The organism is Streptomyces sp. NPDC004561, assembly GCF_053602155.1.
The window spans coordinates 1-15365 of record NZ_JBSGDB010000198.1; the positions used below are offsets into that span (position 1 = coordinate 1).

Below are 15365 nucleotides of genomic sequence, written 5' to 3' on the forward strand. Positions count from 1 at the left end.
CACTGGTCTCACCGCACCGCTCGACTGCGTCCACGGCACACCATCGGGTGGTGAGCCGTGGCGAACTGACGCGTACGCGCCGCATATCCACCATTCCCCAGCGGTAGAAAGCACCTTGGTGGCAGTCTGCTGAACAGCAGATACGGAAAGTGTTAAGTAACAGGCAGTCAGCCGGAGGTGCACGTCCCGTGGCGTCCAATGTCAATCCCACCGTCAGGCGGCGCCGGCTGGGCCAGGAGCTGCGCAGGCTCCGCGAGCTCAAAGGCATGACGGCCGAGGAAGTCGCCGAGCGACTGCTCGTGTCGCAGTCGAAGATCAGCCGGCTGGAGAACGGCCGGAGAAGCATCAGCCAGCGCGATGTGCGTGACCTGTGCGGAGTCTACGAGGTCGAGGACCAGCGGATCGTCGACTCGCTGATGGAGATGGCCCGGGACTCGCGGCAGCAGGGGTGGTGGCACACCTTCGGCGACATCCCGTACAGCGTGTACATCGGGCTGGAGACGGACGCCGAGTCGCTGCGGGTGTACGAACCCCAGCTGGTGACCGGCCTGTTGCAGACCCGTGCCTACGCCGAGTCCCTGGTGCAGGGCGCGTTGCCGGAGACGTCGACCGCCGAGATCGAGAAGCGCGTCCAGGTGCGCATGCGCCGACAGGAACGTATCACCGCCGAGCACAACCCGCTCCGGCTGTGGGTCGTGCTGGACGAGGCGGCGCTGCGCCGGCAGGTGGGCAGCAAGCTGGTGATGCGGGAGCAGTTGGAGCATCTGATCGAGATGTCCCAGCAGCCGCACGTCACCGTGCAGGTGCTGCCGTTCGAGGTGGGCGCGCATCCGGGGCTCAACGGCCAGTACGCGATCCTGGAGTTCGCCGACGCCGCCGATTCCAGCGTGGTGTACCTGGAGGGCGTCACCAGCGACCTCTACCTGGAGAAGGCCCAGGACGTGCAGAAGTACGCCGTGATGTACGAACATCTGCGGGCGCAGTCCCTCAATGTGGATGCTTCCCGGCAATTCATCGACAGGGTGGCGAAAGAGTACGCGGAATGAGCCACCGACACAGAGGGCGCGCGATCGTACACCGTGGGTGCGCTCCCGTGGAAGGCTCCTCTGGAATATGCCATCAGGTTGAGTGAACGACTACTCCGGCAGGGGCAGTTGCCCGGTAGCGTCGATCACGCCAATCAGACGACAAGGTTGGCGTGAACCGCACTACCGCAACTCGCAACAGGAGTGGACATGGCACTGATTCAGGGCGCTTCGGAGACGTGGATGAAGTCTTCCTATTCCGCGGGCAACGGCGCCTGCGTCGAGGTCAAGTCGCCCACCACCGCCGAACTCGCCGTCCGCGACTCCAAGGTCACCGAGGGCCCCGTCCTGGCCTTCCCCGCCGACGCGTGGAACGCCTTCGTGGCCTCGGTCAAGGCGTAAGGGGGTCTTTCCTGACCCTCGTCCGCACGACCCGTCGGACGGCCCGGACCACCCGTCCGACGACAACCGCACACGCACCACCAGAAGAGCCCTCTCGACCAGTCGCCGTCCTTGCCGAGAGGGCTCGGCCACGCCCGGCTACCGCACCGGGAACGCCACGTCGCACACCGGGTCCCCGGCTCCCGCCGCCTCCCAGTCCGCGAAGTAGACCTCCCGGCAGGGCCCGGCCGTCTCCAGCCCCTCCCGGGCCGTCCACTGCTCCACCGCCTCGAAGGCGGCGAGGATCTGCGGATGGGCCACCTGCGCCTTGGTGATGCGGGTGTAGGCCAGCCGTGCCGCCGGCTCCACCCGGACCGCGATCTCCCAGCCGCGGCCGTTGCGCTCGGCCCACGCCCGTGCCGCCGCCTCGTCGGCCACCGGCACACAGGACTCGGCGGGTCCGTCGCTCTCCATCGACACCTCGGCGTGGTAGACGACGAACGGCGCCCCGGTCACCCCGCCGCACTCCCGGGCGGCCGCCTCCAGCCGGCCCAGCGACGCGCCGATCCAGGCCGGCAGCTCGCCCGCCAGCGTGTGCCGCTTCTCGGTGATCACCAGCTGCGCCGGCACGTCCACGGTTTCGATCGCGAACTTCCCGTACATCTCGGAGCTCCTCCCCGACAGTCGTCCACGGAGGTACTCGGCGAGGGTCCGCTGCCCGGCCACCCGGGCCTCCACGTCCGCCCAGTAGGCGGCGAGCCGCTCGGCGGCCTCGGCGCCCTCGGCCCCGACCACCTCGGCGATCCGGGCGAGCGGCATGTCCAGCTGCCGCAGCATGGCCACCAGCCGGGCGCGTTCCGTCTGGCCGGCGCGGTAGTAGCGGTAGCCGCTCGCCTCGTCGACATGGGCCGGGACCAGCAGTCCGAGCCGGTCGTACAGCCGCAGTGCCTTGGCCGACAGCCGGGCCCGCGCGGCGAAGGCGCCGATGGTCAGCAGCTCCTCGTTCACGATGCCATCCTCCGTCACCGGGCGGATCCGTTCCGCCCGGCGAGAAGGACGCTCGTCCCTGCCCCAGGGACAAGGTCAAGCCGTGCCCGGCGGTCAGCCGAGCTGGGCCTCGACGGCGGCCACGAGCTCGGCCGACTCCGGCTCGGTCTGCGGCGAGAACCGGGCGACGACCCCGCCGTCGCGGCCGATCAGGAACTTCTCGAAGTTCCAGCGGATGTCCCCGCTGTGCCCCTCGGCGTCGGCGAAGGCGACGAGCCGCTCGTACAGCGGGTGCCGTCCCTCGCCGTTCACTTCCACCTTCTCGGTCAGCGGGAAGGACACGCCGTACGTCGCCGAGCAGAACTCGGCGATCTCCTCGGCGGTGCCGGGCTCCTGCCCGAGGAACTGGTTGCAGGGCACGCCGAGGACGGTGAAGCCCCGGTCGCCGTACCGCTCCTGGAGCTTCTCCAGACCCGTGTACTGCGGGGTCAGGCCGCACTTGGAGGCCACGTTCACGATGAGCACGGCCTTGCCGGCGTACTGGGACAGGTTCGCGGAGCCGCCGGTGAGGGCCCCGATCTCGACATTCAGCGCGTTGTGGTCAGCAGTCGTCATGGGGCGGATGCTATGCGCTCCGCCGGACCACCCGGCCATGGACCCCACCGCGACCGCGTGCCCGCCGTGGCCGACCGCGCCCCTCACGGCCGTACGGCCTGTCGCGCCCCGGCGAAACGACGACGGACCCGTTCGGCCCCGCCCGAGGCCCCGGGCATGCCCAGGTGACCAACCCACCTCGCCCGTCGCCGGGATGGCGGTGACGGCGGCGGGCTCGGTGGGCGTGACGCTCGCCCTGGCTAGTGCTGGTCGCCGCTCTCCTGCGCCGGAATCTGAGCCGGCGCGACGGGAGCCGGAGCCTGCTCGGTCGCGGCCGGAGTCTGCTGCGGCTGAGGCGGCGTCGGCTGAGACGTGTCGAGATCGGCGTCGATCTTCTTCACGGCCCGGTCGAAGTAACGCAGCAGCTCGACGGGGAACGGCATGACGAGCGTGGAGTTCTTCTCGGCGGCGACCTCGACCACGGTCTGCAGCAGCCGCAGCTGCATGGCCTCCGGCGAGTCCGACATGATCCTGGACGCGTTCGCGAGCTGCTGCGCGGCCTGGAACTCACCGTCCGCGGTGATGACCCGGGCCCGCCGCTCCCGCTCGGCCTCGGCCTGCCGCGACATGGACCGCTTCAGCGACTCCGGCAGCTGGACGTCCTTGATCTCGACGCGGTCGATGTGGATGCCCCACCCGGCGGCCGGACTGTCGATCATCAGGGCCAGCCCCTCGTGCAGGCGCTCCCGGTCGCTCAGCAGGTCGTCCAGGTCGCTCTTGCCGATGATGGACCGGAGGGAGGACTGGGCGACCTGGCCGACGGCGAAGACGTAGTCCTGCACCTCGATGGTCGCGCGCACCGGGTCAATCACCCGGAAGTAGACGACCGCGTCGACCTTCACCGACACGTTGTCCCTGGTGATGCCCTCCTGTGTCGGCACGGGCATCGTCACCACCTGCACGTTCACCTTGCGCATCCGGTCGGCGAACGGGACCAGGAAGGTGATGCCCGGCTGCCGGTGGCCCGGCAGCGCCTTCCCCCACCGGAACACGACCCCGCGCTCCACCTGGTTGACCACCCGCATACCGCTCTTCAGCACGAACAGCAGGAGCAGGATCACGACCACCACTGCGACGACCGTGCCTTCCATGGCACTCCCATCTCCGACGAGATTTCCGTCCGGTACCGGACAACGGGGAGGACACCACGGCCTGGGTGGCTGGATGCGGACGGCGCGTCAGGGATCCGTAAAGAAACCGACACGCCGACCGGCACCCCTCGGAGGGCTCGCCGGGTGCCTGACCGGCGCCGGGCTGTTCCGGGACCTGTGCCGGCGGGCGCGTTCACATGCCGGGAGCACGGAAGGCGATCCGCAGGCGGGTCGCCTCGTCGATCTCCTCGACGGTGAGGAGAGGGGTGGCGCGGGTGCGGAGCGCGCCGCTGGCCTTGACGGCGAGGCTGACGGCGGCCATGGACACCGCGTCGGGAAAGTCGAGGACGCACACGAAGTCGTCCTCCCCGAAGGCGTAGTACATGGCCTCGACCGTCCCGCCGAGGTCTGCGACGACCTGGTCGACGGCGGCGCGGCGGCCACTCGCGCCTTCCGCGAGCAGCCCCCTGGTGCCCTCGGGCGTGTAGCTGGCCTGGATGAGGAACTTCGGCATGCGGATGCTCTCTGCCTGTCGCTTGTCCGGTGTGCGGAAGGCCTTCCCGCTTGCCCGCCCGCCGCCACCCACCGGGCGTCCGGATTCACTCGTCGGCAGCCTGGCCGGCGGACAGCGACGGGCACCCGGAGCCAGGAACTGCTTCGCGAAGCGGCGGTGACGGAGCAGTGCCTTCTCGGCGTCACGACTATTCGACCCGGGGCGATCGACCCGGCTTTCACGGCCTCGATTCCGCCCGGCGTATCGCGAGGCCCACGATGGCCCCCAGGTGGATGATCACACCGACCCCCACCAGCCACGACAGGATGACCATGACGACGCCGATGGGGCCGTACTTCTGCTGGTTAGCCACGATCGCCGCGGAGAAGTAGTGCGCGGAGAACGCTCCGAGGCCGGTCCAGCACACGCTGGTGACCAGGGCCGGGAGGAAGAGAGCGGGCCATGGCACGGCCCCGGCGAGCAGCACGTACATGCTGACCCACCAGAAGGCCACGGCCCAGAGGAAGCCGATCAGGAAGGGCAGGAGCCACCCGCCGAGCACCCTGCCGAACGCGGCCTGCGCGGCGGCGTACGTGAAGAGCCCGGCGAGCCAGGTCAGCTGCGTCGCGGTGTTCCGCCATCCGCCGCCGGGGACGTCGAACAGCATCCGGTACCAGCTCTGGAGGGTGCCGGCCACGGCCACGGCCCCGAGCAGGAGCAGGACGGCGCTCGTCCCGGTCAGGGTGTACGAGCTGGTCGTGGGCGCGAACAGGGACGCCACGGCCTGTGCCGCCTGCTGGTTCAGCCCCAGCCAGCCGGCGAGGACCGCGGCCGCGTTCTGACCCGCGGCCGCCGAGATGATGATCAGGAGCGGAAAGAAGCACAGGAGGGCGAGCGCGGCCAGCTGGAAGGAGTGCCCGAAGAAGTCGACCGCCTCGAGCCGGCCCCACAGCCGGCCCGCCCCGCTCTCGTCGAAACGGCGTGCCGCGGCCTGCCACCGCTCCACGTACCACCGGGGCGTGTGCCTTCGCGGGTGAGGTGTCCTCCTGCCGCCGCTCATGCAATGAAGTGAACCCCGGTCCGACGGCCGTGTCGCGGCAGGAGTGGGGATCATGTGATTTCCCGAGATCATCCGGATGAGATCATCTCGGGAATCATCCGTTTGTCATCCCTCATACCGGATGACGGCGGGCCCAAATAATTGAGCCGGATATTGTGAGTAATTCTTCACCCGTTCGCGTCGCACCCACCGCCGGATGGCGGCGTTAGGTACAGCATGACGAAGGTGATGACGGGGCGGGGGCTGGATTCGGTTCCGGATCCGGCCTGCTCGACTGCTGGGCGTCCCCCTGTGCGGCTGGGTTCCTACACCTACCTGCCTGCATCGACCGGATTGGATACCACTAAGGGAGTCCTGATGAGGGGCGGACTTCCCGTCACGCTCGAGGTGACCGAAGACATCCTCCAGAAATTCGTGGACGCGCTCACCTCGGTGGAGGGGGATATCTCAAGAGGGTGGGTCAGTTCGGGAATCTCGTTCGGCGGTCCATCGGCTGAATGATCGAACCGTCTCATGACTCCTGAGTTCGGGTATTATCCCGATTTCCCCGTCGAGTATCCGGACGAATACCAGGATGGTGGGGGGTGGCACCAAGCGCCCGCCGACGATTTGTACCAGCCCTTGGTTCCCCCGGACTCGACCTGGGATCCCGCGGAAGAGCTGGCCTACATGCTGCGCGATGCGATCGAGCAGCAGCCGAGGATTCCGGCGGCACGCCATGAGGATCATTTCGATGATCACCTCGCCGTTCCGGACGCGAAGACCCCGCGAGAAGCCCTGGTGGAACTCACGGCCGAACTGCCGCCGGTGAGGACTCCCTCTGGCGGGCATCGCAAGGTCAGGACACGGCAGCGCCCGAGCAGGATCCGAATCGCCAGCTATGTGATCGCCGCACTGGCGACGGTCATCGCATCCGCCGTGAGCACCTTCGGCGGTCTGATCGCCTACGACCCGCTGCGGTTGGTGGCGGCCTCCCGCGCGCACAGCAGTGTGGTCTCCTGGTGGCCCCTCCTGGTGTTCGGCCCCTGGCTGGTGGCGTCGCTGTCCATCGTCCGGGCCGCGCTGTACCGGCGCCGGGCCTTCCATTCCTGGTCCGTGCTCCTGGTCTTCTCCTGCATCGCCATGACGCTCTGTGCCGCGCAGGCGCCGAGGAGCATCATCGGCGCCGCGACCGCCGCCCTGCCGACTTTCGCGTCCCTGACCTGCTTCCAGCAGGTGGTTCGCCAGATCACCCTCACCAGGCCGCCCCGACGGACGCTTCCGCGCCACCGGGTGCACTCTCCCGAGGGATGCGCCGACGAGGCGGCGAACGGGCAGCAGCCGAAGACCGCCAGGCCGTCGGCTCGTGGCGACCTCCCGCGGAAAGACCACAAGGGACCGTCCGTTCGTTCTCAGACGCACCGCTGACGCGGCAGCACGAGAACCGGCTTCGCACATGCCGCGAAGCCGGCCACGGCCCGAGAACATTCGAAGGATCCACGTCGATGAACCTCTTCGACCGCGCCGACCGCGAACCGTTACGGCCGCACGCACCCGGCCGCCCCGGTGACACCGTGCCGGTCCCGGCCGGACTCCGGAAGAGAGGCGCCAGTTGAACAGTCCCGCCATTGCGTCCCCGCTCCTCCCCGACGTGGGCCGCCTGCGCCCCCGCCAGCAGATGGCCCTGGACTGCGCCGTCTGTGCCAGCCCGCTGGGAGCGAGCGGCCGCGTACTGTGCGAGCTGAGACACCGGGGTCTCCTCTTCCGCCTCTGGGTCTGCACCCCCCGCTGCAGCCCGGCCGAACCGGCCTCCTGAACCAGACGCGCCCGCCGGAACACGGAAGGGTCGGCTCGGACGGAAGAGCTCCTGGACCTCGCGTAGTGCGTCTCCTGTCATGCCCGACTGCACCAGGCGGTTGGAACCGCGGGAGTCTCTGAAGCCCGGCAGGACAGCTGTCGCCGGAATCAGAGGCGCGGTCCCTCACGCGGGCCCGCGCCTCCGTGCTCGGTCAGATGAGCGAGTTGTAGGTGTTCCAGCTGTAGCCGATGGAGATGCGGGCCAGGAAGGGTGCCGAGGCGTTGCCGGTGCCTCGGTACAGCCACAGGCCGCCCTTGGTGTCGCGGGCGACGAGGTCCGCCTTGCCGTCTCCGGTCAGGTCGGCGGTGCCGACGATGGAGTTGTAGGTGTTCCAGCCGTAGCCGATGGAGATGCGGGCCAGGAAGGGTGCCGAAGCGTTGCCGGTGCCCCGGTACAGCCACAGGCCGCCCTTGCTGTCGCGGGCGACGAGGTCCGCCCTCCCGTCCCGGGTCACGTCACGGGCGCCGACGATGGAGTTGTAGATGTTCCAGCCGGAGCCGACCTGCTTCCGGGGCGCGAAGGGTGCCTTCGGGTTGCCGGTGCCCTGGTAGAACCACAGCGTGCCCCTGCTGTCACGGCCGACGGCGGTTCCGGTGCCGTCCGCCATCTCACCGCTGACACTGGTGACGATGTTGTAGGTGTTCCAGCCGGTTCCGACGGCGGCCCGGGCGGCCAGTGCCCCGGAGGGCACACCAGTGCCGCGGTACTGCCACAGGGTGCCGGAGGAGTCCCGTGCCAGCAGGGTGCCCAGCTGCGACGCCGGGGGCACACCGATGCCGGTGAGCGGCTCCAGTTGCGCCCCCTGCCCGGCGTCGCCGGTGACCTCGTACGTGGCCGACTGGCTGCCGCTCACGGTCGGGGCGAAGGTGACCGTCTGGCGGACACTCTGCTCGGGACCGATGACCAGGCCCTCGGCGAGCTGGTCGGCGCTGCCGAACGCACCTGCCGGGGCCTTCGCCTTGGTGACGGTGACCGGGATGTTCCCCGTGTTGGTGATGGTGAAGCTCCGTGTGCTCGACGTGCCGCGGACCACCGCGCCGAACGAGAGAGTCGTCGGATTGAACACCAGGTGGCCCTGGCCGCTGATCGCGTCGCCCTCGACCGGGATGGTGAGCGCACCGCTGCTGCTGCTCAGCGTGATCGACGAGGAATTCTGGCCGGTGGCCGTGGGCTCGTACCCGACCTGCAGGACGATCGAGCTCTGGGCCGGGATCACCGTCGGGTTCGCCGGGTCCGCGCTCGGCAGGTCGGCGGCCGTGAACGGTCCGTCGGGCGCGGTGACGGAGGTGATGGTCTCGGGGTCGGTGCCCGTGTTCGTCAGCTGGACGTTCGCGGTGGCCGTGGTCCCCGTGGGCTGGTTGTGGAAGGACACCGTGCCCGGGAACGCGGCCAGACCGGGCTTGGTACCGACGCCGTGCAGGCTCAGTGCGAAACTGCCGGCGTCGGTGGCCACGGTGAGCGTTCCGCTCGCGCCCAGGACCGCGGTGGGTGTGAAGGAGACGGGTATCGACAGCTGCCCGCCCGCCGGGATCGTCGGCGGCAGCGAGGAGGTGTCCGCGGTGAACGGACCGTCGACGGTGACGCCCTTGATGCCGAGGGACTTGGACGGGTTCTGGTTCTCCGTCAGGACGACGTCGGTGCTCGCGGAGCCGCCCACCGACACGAGCCCGAACTCGGCCGGTCCGCCCTTGAGCGGGCTGCCCACCGGGTTGCCGAAGGCGTAGACCTTGCCGTCCCGGGTGCCGACGAAGACCTGCCCGCCGTCGGTGGCCGGGGTGGCGAACTTCGGTGCGGTGCCGATCGGCGCGGACCAGACCAGCGGCAGGACGCCGTTCGCGTCGGGAACCGGGTCGTACGCGCGCAGCTGGGCGTTGGCGCCGCTGGACCCGCCCGACCAGACCACCCACACCAGGGCGCTGCCCGAGCGCGTTCCGTCGGAGGTCACCACCGGCGATCCGCTGGTGTAGGGGAAGGAGTCCTGGCTGGACCCGGCGACGGTCAGCGCGGGGTCGCCCGAGCCCGTCACACCGCGGTGCAGGGCCACCAGTGAGCCACCATTGCCGACGACATAGACATAGCCACCGTCACCGCCCCAGACCCCGGGGTGGCCCCACTGCCCCTTGAGCGGGCCGGTGATCCCCACCACGTCGTCGGTCCCGCCGGTGCCCTGCGAACTCCCGCCGAGGTCGTCGCGGTCCAGCAGGAAGACTCGGCCGTCCTTGCCCTGCTGCACCAGCAGATGCGGGTGGCGGGCGGTGCCGAAGCCGTCCGGCAGGCCGACCGGCCCGCCGGAGGCCAGGTCCTTGTCCTGTTGGTCCAGGGTCGGCGCGTTGGACGGGCTGAAGAAGTCGGCGGCCTTCAGACTCCGGTCGGCCTGCACCTGCAGCCGGACCACGGACTCCGCGAGAGTGCCGGGCGGGGCGCTGCCGGGGCCGGGCGCCGGGCTGACGCCGTTGCCGGTGGCGAGGAAGATCCTGCCGGGACCGTCCGAGACCAGTCCCCCGCCGGCCTGCCAGACGCCGGCCCCGCTGTTGCTGGCGCCGGTCTCCGTCGCCCACATCGAGGTCACCGAGGGGCTGGTGGTGCTGACGCCGACCACATAGCCGCGATAGGGCTTGGCGTCGCAGTGTCCGCCGAACGCCGCGTACACCACCCCGTCGAGCAGTAGCAGGCCCGGACGCTGCATCTGGTACGCGGGCAGGAAGGACTGGGTGGGGTCGTTGGACGGGGTGCCCTGGATCGTCACGGGGAAGCCGGACTTCTCCGCCCCCGTGACCGGGTCGAGCGCGTGCATGTACCAGTGCGGGCTCAGATGGGTTGGACCGCCGTCGACCTTGGTGGTCAGATAGACCGCGCCGCTGGCGGGGTCGTACACCGGGGTGGCGGTGCTGCCGATGGTCGGCACCAGATCGCCGCAGTTGAGGGTGGACGCGGGCCATGCGGGCCCGAAGCTGCGCTGCCACAGCACGGCTCCCGTGGCGCGGTCGAGGCCATAGGCCTCGTTGTTCTCGGTGACCGCCACCACGGTGCCGCCGACGACGATCGGCTGGGCGTATATCTGCCCGTCGAGCTGCGCGGGAGCCTTCCAGAGCTGCCCGAAGGAAGAGGAGCGCACGTCGGACGGACCGAGATCCGGTTCACTCCCGTCCCAGCCGGTCCGGAGTGTGTCCACCGAGCCGGTCGTCTCACTCGCCTGCGCCTGGGAGAGGCCCAGCCCGACCAGGCCCGCGGTCACCGCGGCGGTCAGGGCGAGCGCCAGGCCGCGCCACCGGGTGTGTCTGCGTCCGTGCGCATGTGCGGTGGCACCCACCACCGCACCGCCTTGTGACATCGCCAAGGAAACCCCCCTGAATCCCCGTCCCCGAGGGCCCCCACGCCCTCCCCGCGCGCCCCGGCGGCCTCCACGATCGCGGGAGGCTGCGCCACACGGGCCACAACCCGCGCATCCAATCACAAACCGGCGTCCGTGCCTACGGTTGTGAACATTTGAAGCATGCGGTTCCGTCGTCGCGCGTACTTGCGCACAGTCGACGTGTCACCGCCTGACGGGGCATCGGACGGCCACCGGGGCAACGGGGTTGCTGCTTGAGGGGTTTCAGGAAGCGAGAGGCCATGAGTCACATGGACGGGCTACTCAGGCCAAAGGCCCCGAACCAAGATCGGTCCGGGGCCTTTTCCCTTGTCCCCCCGTGAGTCCCCGTCCGTTCTGGCACGGCAGTGGCACGATTCGGGGAACGTTCCTCGGTCCACTCGATGGCACTCAGGCTCGGCCTTGCTGCGAGAGACGTGGAAAGAACTCGCGGACCGGCAGCAGCAAACCCACGATCGACAGCACGATGAACACCACCTGATGACGTAGCTGCCCTCCGCCGAGTCGCCGGCCCGCCACGGCTGCCCGCCACCGGGCTCGGGGCGTGATCGCTAACCTCGCGCTTTCACGAGGCGGGCTGTCCGACTGGTGATCAAGAAAGCAGAAAGTGCCTCTGACCAGCGAGAATGAGGATTGCTGAGGTCCTTTTTCCCGCCACCGCCGGAGGCACTTTCCAGGTGAAGAAGCGTATCGGGTCCTACCCGCGTGTCCGCGTCGAGGGCGGCGGCCGTGGGGTCGTCTCGCAGGCCGGGGCCGTGCTGCTGGTCGAGACGATCCGCAAGTCCGGTCTCGACACGGCGATATCGGCGGCGCTTGAGCCGTGGCGGAAGGCCCGGGCGGTGCACGATCCGGGCAAGATCCTGCTGGATGTCGCGCTCGCGGTGGCACTCGGCGGGGACTGCCTGGCCGACGTGGGCTTGCTGCGGGCTGAGCCGGCCGTGTTCGGGCCGGTAGCCTCCGACCCCACGGTCTCCCGGCTGATCAACACGCTGGCGTCGGGCGGACAGCGCGTCCTGGCAGCACTGCGCACCGCCCGTGCTGAAGTACGCGAACACGTATGGCGGTTGGCCGGTGAAGCAGCGCCGGACGCGGGCGGGCAGGTGATCGTGGACATCGACGGCGTCCTCGTCCTGGCCCACTCCGAGAAGCAGGACGCAGCCGCGACCTGGAAGAAGACGTTCGGCCACCACCCGCTGATGGGATTCGTCGACCACGGCCGCAGCGGGTCCGGCGAGCCGGTCGTGGGCCTGCTGCGGCCCGGCAACGCGGGCTCCAACACCGCCGCCGACCACATCGAGGCCACCAGACTGGCCCTGGCCCAGCTGCCGAAACGGTTCCGGCGCGGCCGGCAGACGCTGATCCGTACCGACTCCGGCGGCGGCACCCACGAGTTCGTCGCCTGGCTCGCCCAGCGCGGAAGGTGGCTGTCGTACTCGGTCGGCATGACCATCACCGACGCCATCCACCAGGCCGTCCTGAAGGTCCCGGCCGCGGCCTGGACACCGGCCGTCGAACCCGACGGCGACATCCGCGACGGCGCCTGGGTCGCCGAACTCGGCGGCGACTGCCTGACCGGCTGGCCCAACGGGCTGCGGCTGATCGTGCGGAAGGAACGGCCGCACCCCGGTGCCCAGTTGCGCTTCACCGACGCCGACGGCATGCGGTTGACCTGCTTCGCCACCAACACAGCGGGCGAGGCGATCGCCGCCCTTGAACTGCGCCACCGCCAGCGTGCCCGTGCTGAGGACCGCATCCGCGCCGCCCGCGCCACCGGCCTGCGCAACCTTCCCCTCCACGGCGCCGCACAGAACCAGATCTGGCTGGAGATCACCCAGATCGCCCTGGACCTGCTGGCCTGGATGCCCCTGCTCGCTCTCACCGGCAAGGCCCGCCTGTGGGAGCCCCGCCGCCTTCGGCTTCGGCTGTTCTCCGCCGCCGCGCAGCTCATCACCACCGGCCGCCGCCGCTACCTCCGTCTGGCCAGGCACTGGCCCTGGGCCGACGTGATCAGCGATGCCCTGGACCGGCTCCGCGTCCTCCCGAACCCCGGCTGACCGGCACGTTCCCGTCCCTGCGAGCAGCACCACTCCGACCGGAGCCGTGGAACCCGGCGCACACCCGACGCGACAACCGGGCCGTCAGCCTGCCCAGACGCCGAAACCCCCACCACAAAGAGTCCGCCAGCAAGCTGACGGACTCCTCATGAACGATCGAGGCTAATGGTCTGTCGTGCGGAGCCACCGCAGCGTTGCGACGAGCTCTTCGCCGAAGTTCTCGCAAATCGCGAGCAACTCGCGTCCCGCGGACGAGTCGAGCAGCCCATCGGAATCGGGAAAGGTCCGGAGGGCGCCGTGGCAGGCGGACTCGACGACGAAGTTGCGTGAGGCGAAGTATCCCTCGCCGCTCGTCCGGTCTGCCAGGTTGGCGAGGTACTGGTGGTGCGCATCCTCCGAGGGACGGGAGTAGAACGAGCCCTCGACGAGACTGTCCAGGTAGCCCGCCAGGCCGGACGACAACTCGACTACTCGTTTGGCCTCGTCCAGGCCTGGCTTGTCGAGCAGCTCGCCGAAGGCCCACAAGCCCCCGAAGATTTCCAATTGGAAGAGCTGGACCGTGTCCGGGTCGACTTCGGACTCGAAGATCGGGGCCGTGCACAGCTCGGCGAATGCCTGGCCGTAGGCGTGGTTCGACTGTTCCCCAGGCGGTTCCGTTGCCAGTCGGAACAGCGACTCCAGCACATGCGGGTCGACGCCCCAGTCCGCATCCATTTCGAACGCGAGTACCGGCGCACGCCACCGCGACAGCGCCAGAGCGGCGGCCTGACGCTGGCGAACGGGCTTCAGGTCGGCCAACCGCTCGTTCTGTGCCACGTCGGTGCGTCAGCCCTTCTGATCGCCGTGCCCCCGGCCCCTTGGCCTTGGGACACTGTAGAAGCTGCCGAAGGGACCGCGTGATCTTCCGAGCTGTGGCCAACTCCGATCCGGCGCAACCCGTGCCGCATCAAGGGCGCCGACCGCTACGACGTGCCAGAGCGGCCCGTCCTCACGGTGGCCGAAGTCTTCGCAGTGGCCGACTCGATGGCGCCGCGCCACCGGCTCCTCGTTCTCCCGACGGCCTTCCTCGCTGCATCAGGCGCGAGTCCGCGTGAGCTGATGACCAGGTGTGGTGCACGGCCGTGATCACGCGAAAGGGCCAGTTCAAGGGGATCAAGCCCCTGAACTGGCCCTTCAACGTGTGCCCCCGGCAGGATTCGAACCTGCGACACCCGCTTTAAGGAGAGAGGCTGGGCGATCTAGCAGCTGAGCTGCGGCTTCGTTGTCCGAGGAAGCGGGCGGGTACTCGATCGCAGGGCACCGGTGTTGACCGTGGCTGACCCCTGCATCTGGCACGGTTGTGGCACGAGCCTCAGCCGAAGACAGTCAGCCACGGCGGCGGGTGCGACGACCGATCAGGCGCGCGTATGCCTCGCTGCACCCCACCGACCCCAGCCGCGCTATCGGAAGGTGTCGTCGACCAGAGCAATCCCACGACAGCCGGCCCCCGGCGACGGCACCGGAGCCTGGTGGTAGCTGTCGGACCGGCCGTACCGGCGCCTTAGCGATTGCGGCATCAGGGTCACCCAGCGGCCTTCCCTGGCGGCTGCCTACGGTTTCGGAATTCCTCGTACTGGACCGTGAAGACGTAGACGTAGTTGAGAAGAGCCTCGGCAAGAGACAAGGCGTCTGCTGCATCTTCCCGGCTGACCGATTCCTCGCTGAAGTGGGCGCCTTGATTGCCAAGCACTCGCAATGCCTGTGCCCAGTCGAACAGGCGGCCCTCGATCTTCCCGTTATCTCGGAGTTCCTGGAGCGCCTGAAAGAGGGCTCTCTTCTTCGTGCCCTGCTCGATGCCCATGCCCTCCAACGAGCGACGAACCATGACTGCGGCTGCCGTGTACAGCTTGGCATCGAAGCATGCACGCGCTTCGATCATCTCTCGCTGTATGGCTGCTGGGATTCCCTGTGCTAGGGCGGCAACCGGCGGCCAGAGCCGTTCCTCGGACTCATCAGAGCCGTCAGGTCCTTCGGCTGATTTCCAGAGCTGAGCTTGCCTGCATATCCCGCAGCCAAGGAGGGTGTAGTGGGTCGGCCAGAAGTCTTCGTCTGGACGGGGAATGTCTTCATAGGTGACCCATGCATCCAAAAAGGACATGCGCTCGCAGTGCGGACACTCAAGCAACCGCGTCTCTTGGCTCATGCATGTCCCCCGAATCTGTCGCGTTGACCTGTTGAGGTTAGCGCGCGCAAGGTTGGCGGAGCGACTTTAGGTTGCGGCTTCGACGCCGAGTGATCAGGGCCTCGTTGTCCCGCGCCACTGGATCTTGACCGTTTGCCATCGGACTTTGACGGACGCGAGTTTGTGTCATCGAAGTTTGATCACCGCAGGTCAGCGGATCAGCGCACCCAACGTAAGCATAGTGGCTGAACA

General features: G+C 69.0%; 13 protein-coding genes and 1 pseudogene. 6 read left to right on the forward strand and 8 right to left on the reverse strand.

The window, feature by feature from the left end:
- Nucleotides 1–188 precede the first annotated feature (188 nt).
- Both ACWEN3_RS24470 and ACWEN3_RS24475 read left to right on the forward strand, forming a co-directional pair.
- Entirely contained in the window at nucleotides 189–1046 is an 858-nt protein-coding gene (locus ACWEN3_RS24470; protein WP_452974788.1) for a helix-turn-helix domain-containing protein, read from the forward strand.
- 189 nt (nucleotides 1047–1235) lie between these two features.
- Nucleotides 1236–1427, forward strand: a complete 192-nt coding sequence (locus ACWEN3_RS24475) for a DUF397 domain-containing protein (RefSeq protein WP_452974790.1) — start codon at nucleotides 1236–1238, stop codon at nucleotides 1425–1427.
- 138 nt (nucleotides 1428–1565) lie between these two features.
- Here the strand turns inward: ACWEN3_RS24475 and ACWEN3_RS24480 are convergent, their stop codons facing one another.
- The 5 genes from ACWEN3_RS24480 to ACWEN3_RS24500 all read right to left on the reverse strand — a co-directional run bounded on the left by ACWEN3_RS24480 (nucleotide 1566) and on the right by ACWEN3_RS24500 (nucleotide 5637).
- Nucleotides 1566–2432 (reverse strand): MerR family transcriptional regulator, encoded by an 867-nt coding sequence (locus ACWEN3_RS24480; protein ID WP_452974793.1) that lies wholly within the window; start codon nucleotides 2430–2432, stop codon nucleotides 1566–1568.
- Nucleotides 2433–2507: 75 nt separating this feature from the next.
- Nucleotides 2508–3008, reverse strand: coding sequence for a glutathione peroxidase (locus tag ACWEN3_RS24485; protein ID WP_452974796.1), 501 nt, complete (start codon nucleotides 3006–3008; stop codon nucleotides 2508–2510).
- 239 nt (nucleotides 3009–3247) lie between these two features.
- A complete protein-coding gene (locus ACWEN3_RS24490; protein ID WP_452974798.1) occupies nucleotides 3248–4138 on the reverse strand; it encodes a slipin family protein in 891 nt (296 codons plus the stop codon).
- Between the two features lie 193 nt (nucleotides 4139–4331).
- Complete coding sequence (locus ACWEN3_RS24495) at nucleotides 4332–4652, reverse strand: GYD domain-containing protein (protein WP_452974801.1); 321 nt, start codon at nucleotides 4650–4652, stop codon at nucleotides 4332–4334.
- A gap of 217 nt (nucleotides 4653–4869) precedes the next feature.
- Nucleotides 4870–5637, reverse strand: coding sequence for a ribonuclease BN (locus ACWEN3_RS24500; protein WP_452974804.1), 768 nt, complete (start codon nucleotides 5635–5637; stop codon nucleotides 4870–4872).
- Between the two features lie 270 nt (nucleotides 5638–5907).
- Here ACWEN3_RS24500 and ACWEN3_RS24505 point away from each other — a divergent pair, with 270 nt between their 5' ends.
- Together ACWEN3_RS24505 and ACWEN3_RS24510 are read left to right on the forward strand one after the other, a co-directional pair.
- Nucleotides 5908–6192, forward strand: coding sequence for a hypothetical protein (locus ACWEN3_RS24505; protein WP_452974806.1), 285 nt, complete (start codon nucleotides 5908–5910; stop codon nucleotides 6190–6192).
- A 12-nt stretch (nucleotides 6193–6204) separates the two neighbouring features.
- On the forward strand, nucleotides 6205–7098 hold the full coding sequence (locus ACWEN3_RS24510) for a hypothetical protein (RefSeq protein ID WP_452974808.1): 894 nt from the start codon (nucleotides 6205–6207) through the stop codon (nucleotides 7096–7098).
- A gap of 581 nt (nucleotides 7099–7679) precedes the next feature.
- Here the strand turns inward: ACWEN3_RS24510 and ACWEN3_RS24515 are convergent.
- Nucleotides 7680–10838 (reverse strand): choice-of-anchor D domain-containing protein, encoded by a 3159-nt coding sequence (locus tag ACWEN3_RS24515; protein ID WP_452974810.1) that lies wholly within the window; start codon nucleotides 10836–10838, stop codon nucleotides 7680–7682.
- Nucleotides 10839–11575: 737 nt separating this feature from the next.
- Here ACWEN3_RS24515 and ACWEN3_RS24520 point away from each other — a divergent pair.
- Complete coding sequence (locus tag ACWEN3_RS24520) at nucleotides 11576–12952, forward strand: IS1380 family transposase (RefSeq protein WP_452974813.1); 1377 nt, start codon at nucleotides 11576–11578, stop codon at nucleotides 12950–12952.
- 162 nt (nucleotides 12953–13114) lie between these two features.
- On the opposite strand, the gene ACWEN3_RS24525 is transcribed toward ACWEN3_RS24520, so the two are convergent.
- Nucleotides 13115–13768, reverse strand: a complete 654-nt coding sequence (locus tag ACWEN3_RS24525; RefSeq protein ID WP_452974814.1) for a hypothetical protein — start codon at nucleotides 13766–13768, stop codon at nucleotides 13115–13117.
- 108 nt (nucleotides 13769–13876) lie between these two features.
- On the opposite strand from ACWEN3_RS24525, the pseudogene ACWEN3_RS24530 reads away from it, so the two are divergent.
- A pseudogene (locus tag ACWEN3_RS24530) lies at nucleotides 13877–14017 on the forward strand (site-specific integrase); the annotation flags it as partial.
- A 496-nt stretch (nucleotides 14018–14513) separates the two neighbouring features.
- Here the strand turns inward: ACWEN3_RS24530 and ACWEN3_RS24535 are convergent.
- Nucleotides 14514–15134 (reverse strand): DUF4145 domain-containing protein, encoded by a 621-nt coding sequence (locus tag ACWEN3_RS24535; RefSeq protein ID WP_452974817.1) that lies wholly within the window; start codon nucleotides 15132–15134, stop codon nucleotides 14514–14516.
- Nucleotides 15135–15365 lie beyond the last annotated feature (231 nt).